Source organism: Bacillus sp. VA15 (assembly GCF_055721145.1).
On sequence record NZ_JBVQPQ010000004.1, the window covers coordinates 192657 to 207779 of the forward strand.

A 15123-nucleotide genomic window follows, 5' to 3' on the forward strand; every position below is an offset into this window, starting at 1 on the left:
AAAATTAACACAAGGAAATGAATATGTCAACGCTTTCATTATGTTTGTTTGACGACCCTTTCTATGTGAATCGTTAAATACAGCAGCTCGTCACTGGTGAGCTTGTGTTCATACTCCTGCTCAATATAAGTTTGGATTTTCTTCGTGCATACATACGCGCGATGATACTTTTCTTTCACCGTCTCCAGCAAAAAATCGTCCTGGCTTTCCATATGTGTGCCGTTAAATAGACGCTGCGCGAAAAACTTTAAGTGGGTGACGAACCGATAATAGTGAAGCGATTCTTCGTTGAATTCAATTTTAAAATGGTATTTTACAATACTCAAAATCTCTTGCATGACTTTTGTAATGTTGATGATATTAGGCATCTCTTCGTTGAGCTCGGCATTTACGATATGCAGGGCAATAAAGCCTGCTTCATCCTCCGGCAGAGACACGCCAGTCTTGTTTTTCACCATCTCCAACGCTTCTTTGCCGATCGCAAACTCATCTTTGTACAGCCGCTTTGTTTCCCACAGCAAGGCGTTTTTGATATCAAGCCCCTTCTGATTGCGCTGGATGGCAAAGTTAATATGGTCGGTCAGCGATACATAGATGCTGTCGTTGAGCTTTTTGCCGAGCTGTAATTTCGCATAGCTGATAATCTCTTCGGATACTTCCATACACTCGATCGGTATATCATACAAAAGGGTTTTGAATTTTTCTGATACATCCTTGTTATCGAGCGTGAACACCTTCTCAATGCGGTCTTCATCGACATCATCGCCGGTCTTTTTCTGGAACGCGAGCCCCCTGCCCATGATGACCAATTCTTTTCCCTGTTCATTGACCACGCTGATCACATTATTGTTGATCACCTTCGCAATTTTCATGACATGTCCCTCCAATCAACTAAGAACAGACTACACCTTGATTGTACATTCTTTTTGTACTAGGTCAATATCATCAGGGAAAGACGGGAACAGGTTAATACAATTCACTCAGCATCGGCTGCCCGGGCTGTTTTTGAAGCATTGTCTCCAGATGGCGTTCAAATGATGCCTTGTCAGCCCCCTGCTTCTTGACAATGCTGTTCATGATTTTGACGCTTTCGGCGCTGTATTGCGTATATTGTTTTTTCAGCTGATCCAGCTGCTGTCTTGTCTTCTTCGCGTTTTTCGATGTGACTTGGCTGATAAGTTTGATCATGCTTTCTGTGACCTCAAAAAAAGCGGTTCTATTCTCTTTCAGCTGTTGCATTTCGTTGTGGCTCATTTCTTGATTGTGGGTTTTTTGGAGCAAAGCAACTGCCTCGTTGTTTTGCTTTTTGAGCTGTTTATTTTCAAATTGAATCGATTCAAGGTTCTCCTTCGCAATGTCTGCTTCTCCTTCAGTCATGCTGCTCCGGACGAAGTATTCAGGATTGCCGATTCCATAATCAAATGCTTCGCTTACACGTATCATGGAACTGAATACAATGGCCAGCTGCATATCGTTTGGGAGTGTCTGGAAGTCCTGCTTATTCTTATTGCTCATCGGTTTGACTGTGGTTTGTTTTACTGTCTCTTGATCACGATCTGCAAACGTCTGAGCCTCATCTTCACTTTCGCATGCGCTCATCACAAAAACTGTGACCAGCAGGCTTATACACAAGCCTATTCGCCTCATGCTCAGTCTCCTCTCCGCTGCACCTCTTCTGGAAAATACGGCAAAATATAGATAAATGGTACCAGATACACCTATGCCCATCAATAAACCAAAAGTATGATTTGAAGCACAAAAACATAAATATTTTGTAAAAATTGACGTTCATTCCATTCTTTTCAGGCCCATTTCTCGTACAATAGAAGTATCGTTACCGGAGGAGGGCGCTGATGATGAAACGTTTTACGAAACAAGAAAACAGCTGGGTTTTATATGACTGGGCAAATTCTGCTTACTCGATTGTCGTAACCACCGCGGTATTTCCGTTATTTTATAAATCAGCGGTTGCGGAAAGCGGTATCGGCGCCGCTCAATCGACTGCCTATTTAGGCTATACCATTGCGATTTCAACGTTTATCCTTGCCATGCTCGGGCCGATTTTAGGCACGATCGCCGACTATGAAGGGTGCAAAAAACGGTTCTTTGGTTTCTTTGTGTCAGCCGGTGTCGCCAGCACCGCGATGCTTGCCTTTATCCCGAGTGAACATTGGCTGCTTTTATTGCTGTTTTATACCATATCGGCTATCGGTTTTTCCGGCGCCAACGTGTTTTATGATGCCTTTCTCGTTGACGTCACTTCAGAAAAACGGATGAATATCGTCTCTGCACGGGGTTTTGGCTTAGGGTACATTGGAAGCACGATTCCATTTATCATCAGCATTGCAGCCATCCTGCTTGCACAAGCTGAAACGATTCCGATGTCTGTATCGGCCGCAAGCCAGCTGTCCTTTTTCATAACGGCTGCCTGGTGGGGGCTGTTTACCATCCCGATGCTGAAACATGTCCATCAGCGCTATTACATCAAAAGAGAACCTCATATCGTCATCAACAGCTTCAAACGGCTCGGCCAAACGGTGAAACGGATTAGGCAGTACCGGGCGCTGTTCCTCTTTTTGCTTGCTTATTTCTTTTATATCGACGGAGTCGGCACTATTATTACGATGTCGACATCCTATGGATCTGATTTAGGGATCAGCCCCACAAGCCTCCTGATCATCCTGTTTGTCACCCAGGTCGTCGCCGCGCCGTTTTCCATTGTATACGGAAAACTGGCAGAACGCTTTACGGGGAAGACAATGCTGTACGTCGGGATCGTTATTTATATGATTGTCTGTGTATACGCCTATTTTCTGGAGACAACGCTTGATTTCTGGATACTGGCTATGCTTGTCGCTACCTCGCAGGGCGGCATTCAAGCCCTCAGCCGTTCTTATTTCGCCAAGCTCGTGCCAAAGCGCCACGCCAATGAATTCTTCGGCTTCTACAACATTTTTGGGAAATTCGCTTCGATTATGGGACCGCTGCTCATCGCCGTTACCGCCCAGCTGACCGGGAAATCCTCGACTGCAGTGTTCAGCCTGATTGTTCTTTTTATAATCGGCATTGTGATTCTCGCGTTCGTTCCGGAGGAAAACCGTGCCGATGTCAGTAAACACCAAAATGACCTGCCCCTTTAATTGGAGCAGGTCATTCATCATTTATTCGCTTTATTCACCTTCAGCTTTTTCCCTTTGACGGTTGTATTCTTCATCACTTTGAGAACATGAGGGCCCTTTCCGTTTAAAATCTCCACGTAAGAGGCGTTATCCATGATCGTGATAATGCCGATGTCATCAGCTGACACACCGTCAATTTTGGCAATCGTTCCTACAAAATCAATGGCTCTGATTTTCTTTTTCTTTCCGCCGTTAAAATACAGCTTCATAATGTCTTTATTCAGCTCTTCGCTTTTGTCCTTTTTGAATTCCGGACGGTCATTCAATTTAGATAGAAAATCAGGTTTCTTCTTGGCCACTTCTTCTTGAGAAGGGGCTTCTATTTTTTGAATCTCAAACCCGATATATTCTTCAATGTCGGCTAAAAACCGTTTTTCGAAGGCCGTGACAAACGAAATGGCCTTTCCTTTCTTACCTGCGCGCCCGGTCCGGCCCGTGCGGTGGACGTAGCTTTCCTTTTCAAGCGGCAGATCATAGTTAATGACGAGGGATATATTTTCAATATCAATCCCGCGCGCGGCGACATCTGTCGCGACGAGGTACCGATACTCGCCCCGTTTAAATTCATTCATAACGTCGAAACGGTCTTCCTGAATCATTCCGCCGTGAATTTTATCGCATGGATATCCTAAGTCATCCAATTCATCGGTCAGCTGATTGACATGCTCTTTCGTCCGGCAGAAAATGATGGAGCTGTCGGGATTCTCCGTCATCAGTACATCTTTCAGCAAAGAAAACTTATTCTCTTCTCTTACTTGAATCACCGCATGATCAATATTCCTTGTGGTTAGGCCGGCCGCTTTGATTTCGATATGCTCCGGGTTTTGCATATATTGACGGCTCAATTTCTCAATATCCTCCGGCAGCGTCGCCGAAAACAGCATCGTCGTGCGCTCAGTCGGCAGATGCTTGATAATCGCCTCCACTTGCTCGATAAAACCCATATTCAGCATCTCATCGGCTTCATCAATGACCAAATAGGAGAGACGGTCTAACGGCAGCGTGCCCTTTTCGATATGATCCAGTACACGTCCCGGCGTGCCGACAACAATGTGGCTTTTTTGTTTAAGCTCAGCCTTTTGTTTGTCAAAGGATGATTTTCCAAACACAGCTGTCGCTTTGATTCGTTTAAATCGTCCGATGTTCGTGATATCCTCTTTTACTTGTACGGCAAGCTCACGGGTCGGTGTTAAAATAAGCGCCTGCGGCTTGTTTTCATCCCAATCCGCCAGCTCACAGAGAGGAATCCCAAACGAAGCCGTTTTCCCGCTTCCCGTCTGTGATTTGACGACAAGATCTTTTCGTTCAAGGGCGGCGGGGATCACGCTCTGCTGCACCTTGGTCGGTTCTGTATATCCTAGCCCTTCTAATGCTCGTAAAATGTCATGACTGATTTGATAGTTTTTAAAATGACTCATGTATAAACTCCTGTCTCTTGCAGATGTTCTCATTATACTCTAATTGGCGAAGGCATATGTGTTTTGTCGAAAAATGACGTATTAAAAGCCATCGATTCCCAGGCGTTTTAACTCCTGAACAGCTAGTCGCGCCAGTGCGTCGGCTCCCGCGCGGTTTGGATGCAGCGTATCTCCGTCCATATATAATGCGAGTGTTTTTTCCGGGCCGATTGATGTAAAGTAAGCCGAGCTGAGAACATTTAAGTCAATGAGGTGTGTTTTTTCCTCTTCGGCCAAAGCCAAAATAGAAGCCCTGTACCATCGGTTTACAGACGAATGGATGCCTTCAGAAGTAAAATCTGTCGCCCGTCCCTGGGGTGTTGAAAGAATGACTTCCGCACCCTTTGCTTTCACCTGGCGGATCATATCACGCATAATCTCCTTAAACTCCGCTTCCGATTCATTATGCTTCGGATTTGTGTCATTAATGCCAAGCTGCAACATAAAATAATCCCCCGGCTTAATATACTTCAAGATCGCCTCCAGCTGTCCATCATTTCGAAACCCTCTCGCAATCTGCCCGCCGGACGCCATGTTTCTCACTTGGAAGGTGTGTTTGTCGATATAATGAGGCAGCATCTGCCCCCAGCCCGCCTGCTTGCTGCTGTTGAGCGGATAATAATTGCACACCGTCGAATCGCCGCCGACATAAATGGTTCGATTCGTCACAGGCTGATCAGACAATTTCTTGATTTTCAAGGCGCTGAGCGTAAAAGAGGTGCCTGCCTTCCCCTCTGTCACCAGCAGATTCAGCTGCCCGTCGGTGACAGGAATTTGGAACGTATCCTCCGCACCGTCCCCCGTCATATTGATGACCTGAAACACACCCTCCGCCGCCACACTGGCCCTTGCCGTATTGCCAAGTGTCACCTTTACCTCATAAAGGCCGTTCGGAAGATCCACATGAAACGTGTTGTCGCTTTTCGTCCCATACGCCAAAAACTGAACCGCATCACTCTTCACACCAGTCCCGGATGCCGCCACATCCTTCATATTCTCCGGCGTCTGAAAACCGTAGCCCTTTGACGGGTCATAACGCTCAGACGCCCTGACACCAATGTAACCAGGCTCAACCGAACCGCTCCCAAAGTCAAACTGATACACCTTCGGCTCCGCCGCCTTCACACTCTCAATCCCGCCGAAACACAGCATCAGCATCATCACAAAACCCGCAGCCATCCATTTTTTCATTAAGATTCCCCCTCTATGAAAACGTATACAATAATGCATACTCGGTGATTGTTTCTTTATGATGACTGAATGCAGAAAAAAATGGCGTTGAAAATAAAATTGATGTGCCATATTTAAAAAGGGGGGTCTCAAGCAAAAAAGGGGAAAATCAGTGTGACTTCTTGTCACACTTGATCACATCCCATCCTCCGCAATAGAAACTCATTTGGTTTTCTTGATCATACACATAATAACGGAGTCTTTCCCATTGATCGTCAGTCGGTAAAATGTCCAATTCAATCCCATCGATGGATTCAAGATCATCCAGCTTCGATGCACTGATGTCTTCAAACTGCAGATGAATGTCACAGGTTTGAGTTGATAGTTTTAATTCAAACACAGGAATTTGAATATAACGTTCATCTGCTTTCATATAGAAAGTAAATTCGTTTAATGTAAATGGGCCTGTATCCGAATGAGAAAGATGCTTTTTCACTTTCTCATATTGTGTGATATTCAAATGGATTCCCCCTATTTTTATGAGTGATGGCTAACCATATAAATGTCCACAGCATCGAAATCAAACCACATGATCCGTTCGCCTGAGTCCGTTAGGCATTGGAGTTTGCCTTCGGAAAAATAGTTTTTATCCGGTTGAGGATCAGTGATCAGAAAAACATCATCATTGATGGAAGCTAACAGAAAGAGAAAATCTGCAATGTCCCGGTCTGCTTCATGTACTACGCATTGGAAATGAAATTGCCTTTTCGCCAGCTTCGTCACCTTGTAAGCATAGCCTTTGAAAAACTCTGACAGGTCTTCTATAAATGAACCAGTCGTTATCACCTGTATCATGATTCGCTCATAGGTAAGCCCTTGCCAAAAACGATAAAACGACTCTGCATCTTTAAGTTCGCATGACGTAACGATTTGGTCAGGTTTAAGATCAACCATGTCCAAATTGCCGATACTGCTTATAGAGGTTTTTTCCATAAAACCTTCCCCCTTATCTTGGATAGCGCAACGTAAATCTCTTGTCTGATTTGTTCATACAAGAAAATGTGATGATACAGTTCGTTATCGTTTTCGATCATGTCCGGTGGTATTTCAGGATACAACTCAAAAAAACTTTTCTCCAACGAACGCCGCTGATGCCGGGGCATCCTTTTATTCGCCAGCACATAATCCAAACTGCCGGCAACAAGCATAAAAAACTCATGTATTTCCGCTTCAAAGCCGTACATTTCATCAGGGTACGGCTTGTCCTCAAGCTCTCGCTGCCTCTTTCTCAGCTTTTGAAGCACGCTGATCCTCCCCTTTCCCTACTCATCTTCCACCACCTTATATTGCCGGCAATAAAAGCGGAATGTCTGCTCTTCCCATTCTTCCACAAGGTACGTGCCTTGTGGTTGCGTTTCAATATGGAGAAGTCCATCTGATAGATCCGATAGGGTTTCGATTTCTCGTATCGTAATGGCTGAAACGTCTTTGAATATGACAACAATCGTACGTGAATGATAAACAGCTGCTAACTCAATCGTATAAATGGCACCAAGAACGTTATCTGTTTCCCGATAAAAACGCCATTTCTTGATATGCTGAAACAAAATAGGAGTAGCTCCTGAAATACTCACTCATCTGCCAATTTCGATTCCTCCGTTGATGGCTTCCCTATGCTTCATACTCACTTACATTATGAAAGACACATGTTCAATGACAAACTCATCTATCTTGAAACAGGATAGGCGGATAGTTATCTATCGCCTCCAACAGCTCTTCACCAAATACAGTGATTGTACGTTTCCACGGGTCTCCCAAAAGTCCCCAAGAGATGTCCTGATGAAAGAAGAAATAATAGTCTCCGTTTGGAAATACCGGAACAGGCCATTCGCCAAATTCATCCTTAGGCATTGTTAGATGAGGACTAAAGATATATCCATCATGCTGCCAATCTAATGCGTATATCACATCGTGCTTTCCCGTACACGATTGAAATGCTTTTAAAATAGAAGTCTCTAAATCACTCAGCACTTCGCTCACATCATTATGACCAGCTTTACTGCTCATCCCGCTTGAGATATCAAACACTCGATATGGATCAGGCGGGATGATGTGATGACATCTGCTTCCGGGCTTCCATTTTATGAGCTGATTCACTTCTGACCAGATGCGGTCTAGTTTTGTCTGACTTAAAGCGCGTCAATTCATCATAATCTCATCAACACCTTATTGGATATCCTTCTTATAAATACCAGAAGAGTTCACTGCGTAAACAGCGTTACTTGTCAGTTTCAGCTGTTGAACGTCTAGAGCTTCACCGTTCAAGTCACAGCATGTTATCTCTTCCATCTCTTGACTCACATCGGTAGAAATCAAATAAAGAGACGACTTAAGGTTTGCACTGTAACAATTGAATGTCCCAACCAAAAAACCTTCTTCAGATATCGCGAGCTGATCAAATGCTTCTGAGTCCGGCTCTTTATCCGACAGAATCCACACCCGTCTCACATCCGTTTCATCAAATGCGGAAATGACTGCATCTCCGTAATACAGCAGATAAATCAATCCGTCTTTTTCTGCAAGTCCATAACAATCAACTACACCCGGCGCTTCCTTTTCTTCAAGCTTTCTATCTATGTGTATTTCCTTCTGCTTACCATCCAAAGTAAAACACCAAACACTATGGCCGTCAGGATTTTCATCATCATAAATCCCTTCATCATTTAAACCGACCCAAAGGTTTTGTTTCTCATCCAAAAGACAGCAGGAAACCCCTGAAGGCAAGTGAAAAGCACTTTTCACTCTTCCCTCTTCTGAAAAAACCTTTACCTTCGGCACGTACGATTCATAATAAACGAAGACATAGCCATCTGCACATTGTTGAAAGAGCAGAATATCACTGTATGAAATCTGCTCTTTCACTTTAAAAACCCGAACATCACCGGAAGGATCATAGATTGTAATGGTGATATCACCTTTCAACCCTTTTCCAATGTAGACACGCCCCTGTGGATCAGCATGGAAAAAACAATCTTGGGTGTCCGTGTTGATGATTTTATTCATTTTTAATTTTTTCATTGGTTATGCTCCCAGGTTTTCAAAAATCTGAATATCGAATGAATAGAAATTTAAAGGGGCACATTTATAAGCTGTTTGTATTTAACAGAAAAAGATTATGATGATGATCAATTCCTACACACTTATCTTTATATACAGCTACTTGGGCAAAACATAGATCTTCTCCAGCACTTTCATTCAACATCTTATGTTCTACAAAGCTTTGCATATCATCTGTCTTAACTGCTTTTTTTATATGATATGAGTCATCCCAAATGAATAGGTAAAGATACGAGCCGTTTTGGATACAGGAATGAAACTCTATTTCAGCCTTATACCGCCCTAACGTTTCTCCCGATAATTTCAGTTTTTGTAAATAGTCTTCTCCCATCGAACTGTAATGCAAATAGATGGCATCTTCACTTACAAAAGTAGAATAATATTGGTCAATCACATATGAACTAACATCATCGGAGTCCAATTCATATTTCCCATTTTTCAAAATGAATTTATTCATTCCTCTTGAGCTTATTTCCTGATCAACGCATGAAAATATGCCTGTTTCATCATACCCGACCCATAGACACTTATTCTGGTCGATCATCATTGAATTTATATATCGCCCCGCATAAAAAGATTGATAGAATCCTTTGAGCGGACTCCACACATATATGTTAGGTTCAACGTTACTTATTTCATCCTCGTACTCTTTATCAATTAAAAACAAAAATGAATCATCAACTTTTTGTATATTTATAACTTGCTTTTTGGTTTGTACGCTATAGCTGTTTAAGAATCGGCCATCAGTGTTTGAATAAAGAGAAAGATGATTGATGATGTATCCATGATCATTACGTTCCTGCTGGGTCAGCACAATGAATTCTGAATCATTCATTGATAATAAAATTTGGCCTTTTTCTGTTACTGTGTGTAATCCTTTAAAAAATAAATCAGACATATATGCCACCTTTCAAGAAGCTATCTACAAAATCTCATAAATATTCCCTTTTGCAAGTCGACTTTTTAAAAAAGGAAACTCCTTTCCGAGTGCCTCTGAATATGGAGAAAGAAGATTATCTCTTTAATAGTTTTCTAATTCATCCTCGATGTCAGAGAGAACTTGAGAAATTGGTATCGAAACTGAATCTATATTATTAAAAAAAATGGATATACCAACTTTATCTTCAAGCATACCGGGAAGCCAGTTCTCTACAAAATCCTCTAAACTTATTGACTCTGGATATGTACTCTTCCATTTCTCAATTGAACATTGTTTTGCATGCCCTTCAGTCGGCCAAAAATGAAATTGTATTGTTCCATTATCGTCTTCAGATGTAACCCACCCTTTATCATTACTTAATGACCAGACTTCTTCATAGTCAACAACTTTCTTAATAAAATAACGATATCTTTTATCAGGATCTAACTTTAATGTCATCTCAAGTTCTTTTTCATTCATTTTTCACTCTTCCTTGTAAGCAGCATAAGAGGGAAATCGGCTAGTCCTTGACCTTATCTAATACCCCTCTGGATATAACATCAGATTATTATTTCGATAAGTCCGCGTAATAGTTAGGGAAGTTTTGAAGGCATTTTCCAGATTTGATTTTAATGTCTCTGCAAAGCATTCTAGCTTCTCTTTATTACAGGTAATCTCAAACAAATTAGAATTAAACTTACTATCATCTTCAAGTATAATTTTAATCTTAAAGCTGTAGTTTCCGTTTTCTTCATTAATACTGAGAATTAAAAGTGGATCAATGGTTTCTAAATTTATCATATCTTGATTTCCCATTATCAACGTTTCAATTCCAGATATCAGCAATTTATATTCACTCTCTAATAAAACAGCGGAAAAATCGCGAACGATCGCTTTTTTATTTTCCAACAACTCAAATATGGATAAAATAAATGGATCATCATCCATTTCTTGATACCTTCTCGGTGTTAGTTCAAGTTCAAGACAATCGTCTCTAATTTTGGCCATGCTGCCTCCTTGTTTTATATGAGAATTATTTAATAAAATTTCCTTTCCAGTACTGCTGTCTGAAATCGTAATACCATCGCTGTTTACAAATCGTATGGCTCCTGTTAGGCTTATAACCTTTCTTATGTGATGATATATTTATGATTTGAATGGTATGCATAAAACGATTGATCGTCAAAGCAAACAGTTTCAGCTTCTATAGCAATCAGCATGCTGTTCATATTTATAAGAAAATTAGCGTTTGAATAGTAGTGTTCAATTTTAGAATTCGAAAGGTTTCCGATCCCTTCTGGGTGATAACTGAACTCAAATATTTGCCAATTATATTCTTCTGGAACAATTTTTTCTAATCTCATGTCGCCAATATCTGCACTAAAATAAACAGAAGCAACATTTTGAAATAAAATTTTATGCGTATATTCTCCTTCACCTTCAAAAACCTTAATATAAGTGAGAGTTCTTTTTTAAACACATTAAAATCTAAAAAGAAGGACACTGCATCCCCCATCTATGTAATCTACCCATTCATTAATTGTTTTGTACATTGTCATCTCCTACCTCTTTTTAATCAATAACGCCTTACCACCAAGCAGAATAAACAAATTACCCCATATATTGTTTGATCCAATCATTTAAATCATCTGTTGAATGCAAATAAGTTTCAGGAGAATCTTTCAAGTCGATCCCACAAAGAAGGATTAACATATCCCAGACTCTATCATCTTCTACTTCGGAGTCATCCGCATAAACATAAGTGCCCGCCCAATCCGACACTTCTTCTCTTGTTGTTTGTCCATTTAAGACACTTTTGATTTTATTTATACATTCTATTAGCTTTGGCTCGCTCAATTTGATCACCACGGATTCAAGTACTAAATGATTTGTTATTAGTATGCAAAGCACCGTACTGATATTTAGATATTGAAGCTTTTTCAGTAAAAGATATGTTCCAAAAGGTTTCCAATCTACCAATAAACAAGCTCACAGCCATATTCCGTGTGCAATACACATAATCCAAACTGGCACTCAGGCTCAACCAAAATAAAACTATGATGGAGAAGCCCTTCGTCGAACTCAATACATTCCAATAAGCCGTCAAGGTGCTCGAGACATTTTCCAAAAGAACAAACTAACGCACCAATTTCGCTGCTGTATTGATGATACAGAAGAACGTCCCGGTCATCATAAGCAACATAGGACTGAGATGTTTTCAAGATCAGCTGTTTCGCTTCCGTTTTTTCGGGAGCATCAACCTCACGGATGTTGGCTGATATTGAAATTGATAAAACCAGCTCAAGCAACTGCTTGCTTTGCGCCAGATCAGCAAAGCGATAAGTGAAGCCCCTTTCTGCACAAGGGATTAGTTTTTCTTTGATTTCGCTCTTCAACAAACGTCTTTTATTCTCGGCGAGTTTTTCGATTAATCTTTTTTGCATGAGCCGCATTCCCTCCGCCGTCAATTTCCCAAGTTCTTTTAAATTGATTCATCATTCTATTGTTTCTTTGTCATTTATCATTCAGATTTGTTCTAAAAAAAGCTTGTATCGCTTATTGATACAAGCTTCATTTCTACAATTTAAAAAATCGGATTATCCTCAAAACGCTCCCACAGTTTTGGAAACCTTTGAGGCAAATCTTCCTCTTCCCAATCCAATTCAATACCGTCCGATTCGGCAAGTCCCTTTTGTTCAAGCGCATCTAAAAGCTCGTCGTGTACTTCATCATCCCATTCATCGTCGCCAGTCTTCATCAACGCCTCAATTGCCACTGACAGCAAGTCTTCATTTTGTGGATAGCCTTCCTCGTCAAGCGTTTCCTCCGTGATGTATGCTGCCAAATACTCGTGATCATCCAGCACTTTTTCGAATGTCTCTTTGCCCTGGGCAATCAGCCATCCGCGGAAATAATCAAATGTATCGTCCGAACAACCGTCCATTAGGATGTATGCTGCCGCCCATAGTGAGGACAGATAGCTTTTTTGCATGAATGTCTGAAGCATAAATTCAAAATCAACGATCTCATTGATTTCTTTTTTCAATAATGCATCACGCAGCCACTCATTAGGTTCTTCCTGGCTGCCAGCTTGGTCAATAAGCTGCCAAAAAGATGTTTCATTCATTTGTTTTTCCCCCCTCTGATATCCCTCTTATAGATCCCTGAGTCTGATAGTGCATAAATAGCATTACTTGTTAGTTTCAGCTGTTGTATGGAGAGCTCCCGCCCGTCTTGATCACAGCATTTCATCTCTTGCACCGGCATACTCACATCAGCCGGAAGGAGGGACAGTGAATGTTCATCTTTGCATATCCAAAACCCGTCATCTGAAATCGCTAGCTGGTCATATACCCCCGAACATTCTTTATCAGAAACAATCCACACTCGTTTCACGTCGGTCTCATCAAATGCGGCAATGACTGTATAAGAGTAATACAGCATGTATATCAGTCCATCTTTTTCTGCAAGTGCATAGCAGTCATCTACCACGGGCGCATATATTTCTGAAAGCTGTTGATCAATGTGAGTTTCCTTTAGTTGTCCGTCTAAAGTGAAGCACAGCACACTTTGTCCACTGGGGTTTTCATCATCATAAATACCTTCATCACTTAAACCGACCCATAGGTTTTGTTTCTCATCCAGAAGGCTGCATGAAGTCCCTGAAGGCAAGTAATAATCACTTTTCACTCTTCCCTCTTCTGAAAAAACCTTTACCTTTGGCTCGTACGATTCGTAATAAACAAAGACATAGCCATCTGCACATTGTTGGAAGAGCTGAATATCGCTATATGCAATCTGCTCTTTCACTTTAAAATCCCGAACATCACCGGAAGGATCATAGATTGAAACAGTGATATCACCTTTCTCACCTTTTCCAATGTAGACACGCCCCTGTGTATCAGCATGGAAAAAACAACCTTGGGTGTCCGTGTTGATGATTTTATTCATTTTTAATTTTTTCATTGGTTATGCTCCCAGATTAGAAAGGGTGAGATATGTTTTCTTACTCGTTAACCTTATACGCATAAAATTGTTTTGAATCAAAAGAAACAGACTCAGCCTCTACAGCTATCAATCTTCTGTTTATGTCAATGAGAAAATTTGCATTTGATTGATACTCTGGAATTACAGGATTTGATAGGTTTCCGATTCCTTCCGGATGATAACTAATCTCGAAAATTTGCCAATTGAACTCCTCCGGAATAGCCCTTTCCAATCGAATATCCCCATCACCTCCATTAAAATAAACAGAAGCTACATTTTGAAATATAATATTATGTGTATATTCAGCTTTATTTTGAACAACCTGAATCTCAAGTAAGAGTTCTTTTTTAAAGAACTGATAATCGACCTTTAAAACATTGCAACCCCCGTCAATATAATCTATCCATTGTTCAATTGTTTTGTACATTGTCATTTCCTGATCAATTGATCCCAGCAGCATTTAATTTTGCAAATATTCTTCGAGATTCCCTATATACCTCCCCGAACTAAAATCATCAAACTTTCTGAGTTTAAAACAAGGAAAGTGATGTTCAGCGATATTTGCGACTGTAACTTCTTTTTTAGTTTCTTCTACGAAAATCCAATTGTCTATAGATTCTTCTTTCCACTGCCTAGGCAGCTTCATAGAAAGTGCTGCTCCAATATTCAAATGGCAATACGTTTTCAGGACTTCCGTAAACCGATCAGTATCAATAATAAGGGAATTTTTGGTACTTTGATTGATTTCATCGTTTACATAAAAAGTGAATTCGTAGTCGCATTCATACGATTCTAATTCAATATACACTGATTGGTTAAGGTTAATAGATGAGAAATCAGCTCCTTCTTCATTGCCGTCTACTTGACTTAATACTTCATCAATTTTCCCAATATCATGCTCACTGAAAATCATCCGAAATTGTGATGGAAACTCTTCTAGGAAATACAGAAATTGCTTAATATCTGCCTGTTTTATCTTCATCACACCATAAAATTCACAAGTATTGATAGATTGAAACTTATGTTCTCTTCCTTTTTCACCCGTCATACATTCAAACTCACTCTGCACCACTCTCCATAATTTACGGTATTGCTGTACTCTAGAAATGGGCGACTCATAACTGACGATGCAGAGAAAGTAGCAGTGATAATGAGAAGGAACTAAATTTTCAATTAAACGCTCGGCTTCCCCCATATATTTCTCTTTGTCATTGTTATCAAAAATTCTCGTCCCATGTAAACAGATTAAATTGTTTTTGCGTTCATGGAGCCTGCTAGTCCAAATCGGCAATGC

Annotated in this window: 17 protein-coding genes and 5 pseudogenes; 1 reads left to right on the forward strand and 21 read right to left on the reverse strand. The window is 40.9% G+C overall.

Features of this window, described 5'->3' with window-relative positions:
* Positions 1 to 38: 38 nt before the first annotated feature.
* Positions 39 to 872: a transcriptional antiterminator LicT gene (licT, locus tag AC0DBE_RS12725; RefSeq protein ID WP_014115714.1), complete on the reverse strand. Its 834-nt coding sequence runs from the start codon at positions 870 to 872 to the stop codon at positions 39 to 41.
* A gap of 94 nt (positions 873 to 966) precedes the next feature.
* Positions 967 to 1647, reverse strand: coding sequence for a hypothetical protein (locus tag AC0DBE_RS12730; protein ID WP_072565516.1), 681 nt, complete (start codon positions 1645 to 1647; stop codon positions 967 to 969).
* Between the two features lie 206 nt (positions 1648 to 1853).
* Here AC0DBE_RS12730 and AC0DBE_RS12735 point away from each other — a divergent pair, with 206 nt between their 5' ends.
* Complete coding sequence (locus AC0DBE_RS12735) at positions 1854 to 3140, forward strand: MFS transporter (protein ID WP_472962388.1); 1287 nt, start codon at positions 1854 to 1856, stop codon at positions 3138 to 3140.
* A 17-nt stretch (positions 3141 to 3157) separates the two neighbouring features.
* Here the strand turns inward: AC0DBE_RS12735 and dbpA are convergent, their stop codons facing one another.
* The 19 genes and pseudogenes from dbpA to AC0DBE_RS12830 form a co-directional block, all read right to left on the reverse strand.
* The gene (dbpA, locus tag AC0DBE_RS12740; protein WP_326200088.1) at positions 3158 to 4597 is read right to left on the reverse strand and encodes an ATP-dependent RNA helicase DbpA; all 1440 of its coding nucleotides are present in this window, start codon (positions 4595 to 4597) and stop codon (positions 3158 to 3160) included.
* An 81-nt stretch (positions 4598 to 4678) separates the two neighbouring features.
* Positions 4679 to 5827, reverse strand: a complete 1149-nt coding sequence (locus tag AC0DBE_RS12745) for a rhamnogalacturonan acetylesterase (protein WP_472962390.1) — start codon at positions 5825 to 5827, stop codon at positions 4679 to 4681.
* Between the two features lie 370 nt (positions 5828 to 6197).
* A pseudogene (locus tag AC0DBE_RS12750) lies at positions 6198 to 6326 on the reverse strand (hypothetical protein); the annotation flags it as partial.
* Between the two features lie 17 nt (positions 6327 to 6343).
* Positions 6344 to 6799, reverse strand: a complete 456-nt coding sequence (locus AC0DBE_RS12755) for a hypothetical protein (RefSeq protein ID WP_072181665.1) — start codon at positions 6797 to 6799, stop codon at positions 6344 to 6346.
* A complete protein-coding gene (locus AC0DBE_RS12760; protein ID WP_072181664.1) occupies positions 6781 to 7110 on the reverse strand; it encodes a YxiJ family protein in 330 nt (109 codons plus the stop codon). The genes AC0DBE_RS12755 and AC0DBE_RS12760 overlap by 19 nt, the downstream gene beginning before the upstream one ends.
* A gap of 18 nt (positions 7111 to 7128) precedes the next feature.
* The gene (locus tag AC0DBE_RS12765; RefSeq protein ID WP_072181663.1) at positions 7129 to 7413 is read right to left on the reverse strand and encodes a hypothetical protein; all 285 of its coding nucleotides are present in this window, start codon (positions 7411 to 7413) and stop codon (positions 7129 to 7131) included.
* Positions 7414 to 7528: 115 nt separating this feature from the next.
* A pseudogene (locus AC0DBE_RS12770) lies at positions 7529 to 8005 on the reverse strand (DUF2716 domain-containing protein); the annotation flags it as partial.
* Between the two features lie 27 nt (positions 8006 to 8032).
* Entirely contained in the window at positions 8033 to 8518 is a 486-nt protein-coding gene (locus AC0DBE_RS12775) for a hypothetical protein (protein ID WP_242733835.1), read from the reverse strand.
* 39 nt (positions 8519 to 8557) lie between these two features.
* Positions 8558 to 8884 (reverse strand): annotated as a pseudogene (locus AC0DBE_RS12780) (DNA-binding protein); the annotation flags it as partial.
* 64 nt (positions 8885 to 8948) lie between these two features.
* On the reverse strand, positions 8949 to 9821 hold the full coding sequence (locus tag AC0DBE_RS12785) for a hypothetical protein (protein ID WP_242733560.1): 873 nt from the start codon (positions 9819 to 9821) through the stop codon (positions 8949 to 8951).
* Positions 9822 to 9944: 123 nt separating this feature from the next.
* Positions 9945 to 10322 carry a DUF2750 domain-containing protein gene (locus AC0DBE_RS12790; protein WP_242733559.1) on the reverse strand — a complete coding sequence of 126 codons (378 nt, stop codon included), beginning with the start codon at positions 10320 to 10322 and terminating at the stop codon, positions 9945 to 9947.
* A gap of 57 nt (positions 10323 to 10379) precedes the next feature.
* Positions 10380 to 10850 carry a WapI family immunity protein gene (locus AC0DBE_RS12795; protein WP_390894820.1) on the reverse strand — a complete coding sequence of 157 codons (471 nt, stop codon included), beginning with the start codon at positions 10848 to 10850 and terminating at the stop codon, positions 10380 to 10382.
* Between the two features lie 122 nt (positions 10851 to 10972).
* Positions 10973 to 11401: pseudogene (locus AC0DBE_RS12800) on the reverse strand (YxiG family protein).
* A gap of 52 nt (positions 11402 to 11453) precedes the next feature.
* On the reverse strand, positions 11454 to 11822 hold the full coding sequence (locus tag AC0DBE_RS12805) for a hypothetical protein (protein ID WP_072565522.1): 369 nt from the start codon (positions 11820 to 11822) through the stop codon (positions 11454 to 11456).
* Positions 11816 to 12286, reverse strand: coding sequence for a YxiF family protein (locus tag AC0DBE_RS12810; RefSeq protein WP_242733558.1), 471 nt, complete (start codon positions 12284 to 12286; stop codon positions 11816 to 11818). Before AC0DBE_RS12810 ends, AC0DBE_RS12805 begins: the two co-directional genes overlap by 7 nt.
* Before the next feature lie 140 nt (positions 12287 to 12426).
* Positions 12427 to 12969 carry a DUF4240 domain-containing protein gene (locus AC0DBE_RS12815; protein ID WP_242733557.1) on the reverse strand — a complete coding sequence of 181 codons (543 nt, stop codon included), beginning with the start codon at positions 12967 to 12969 and terminating at the stop codon, positions 12427 to 12429.
* Between the two features lie 512 nt (positions 12970 to 13481).
* Positions 13482 to 13808 (reverse strand): annotated as a pseudogene (locus AC0DBE_RS12820) (DNA-binding protein); the annotation flags it as partial.
* Positions 13809 to 13848: 40 nt separating this feature from the next.
* On the reverse strand, positions 13849 to 14256 hold the full coding sequence (locus AC0DBE_RS12825; protein WP_088884222.1) for a YxiG family protein: 408 nt from the start codon (positions 14254 to 14256) through the stop codon (positions 13849 to 13851).
* Between the two features lie 33 nt (positions 14257 to 14289).
* Positions 14290 to 15120 (reverse strand): hypothetical protein, encoded by an 831-nt coding sequence (locus tag AC0DBE_RS12830; protein WP_472962396.1) that lies wholly within the window; start codon positions 15118 to 15120, stop codon positions 14290 to 14292.
* Between the last annotated feature and the right edge of the window lie 3 nt (positions 15121 to 15123).

Excerpts from the sequence above, each read along its gene's own strand:
- AC0DBE_RS12795 (WP_390894820.1), bottom strand. The coding sequence starts at position 10,850 with ATGGCCAAAATTAGAGACGATTGTCTTGAACTTGAACTAACACCGAGA.
- AC0DBE_RS12735 (WP_472962388.1), top strand. The coding sequence starts at position 1,854 with ATGATGAAACGTTTTACGAAACAAGAAAACAGCTGGGTTTTATATGAC.
- AC0DBE_RS12755 (WP_072181665.1), bottom strand. The coding sequence starts at position 6,799 with ATGGAAAAAACCTCTATAAGCAGTATCGGCAATTTGGACATGGTTGAT.
- AC0DBE_RS12730 (WP_072565516.1), bottom strand. The coding sequence starts at position 1,647 with ATGAGGCGAATAGGCTTGTGTATAAGCCTGCTGGTCACAGTTTTTGTG.
- AC0DBE_RS12815 (WP_242733557.1), bottom strand. The coding sequence starts at position 12,969 with ATGAATGAAACATCTTTTTGGCAGCTTATTGACCAAGCTGGCAGCCAG.
- AC0DBE_RS12745 (WP_472962390.1), bottom strand. The coding sequence starts at position 5,827 with ATGAAAAAATGGATGGCTGCGGGTTTTGTGATGATGCTGATGCTGTGT.
- AC0DBE_RS12785 (WP_242733560.1), bottom strand. The coding sequence starts at position 9,821 with ATGTCTGATTTATTTTTTAAAGGATTACACACAGTAACAGAAAAAGGC.
- dbpA (WP_326200088.1), bottom strand. The coding sequence starts at position 4,597 with ATGAGTCATTTTAAAAACTATCAAATCAGTCATGACATTTTACGAGCA.
- AC0DBE_RS12825 (WP_088884222.1), bottom strand. The coding sequence starts at position 14,256 with ATGTACAAAACAATTGAACAATGGATAGATTATATTGACGGGGGTTGC.
- licT (WP_014115714.1), bottom strand. The coding sequence starts at position 872 with ATGAAAATTGCGAAGGTGATCAACAATAATGTGATCAGCGTGGTCAAT.
- AC0DBE_RS12790 (WP_242733559.1), bottom strand. The coding sequence starts at position 10,322 with ATGAATGAAAAAGAACTTGAGATGACATTAAAGTTAGATCCTGATAAA.
- AC0DBE_RS12810 (WP_242733558.1), bottom strand. The coding sequence starts at position 12,286 with ATGCAAAAAAGATTAATCGAAAAACTCGCCGAGAATAAAAGACGTTTG.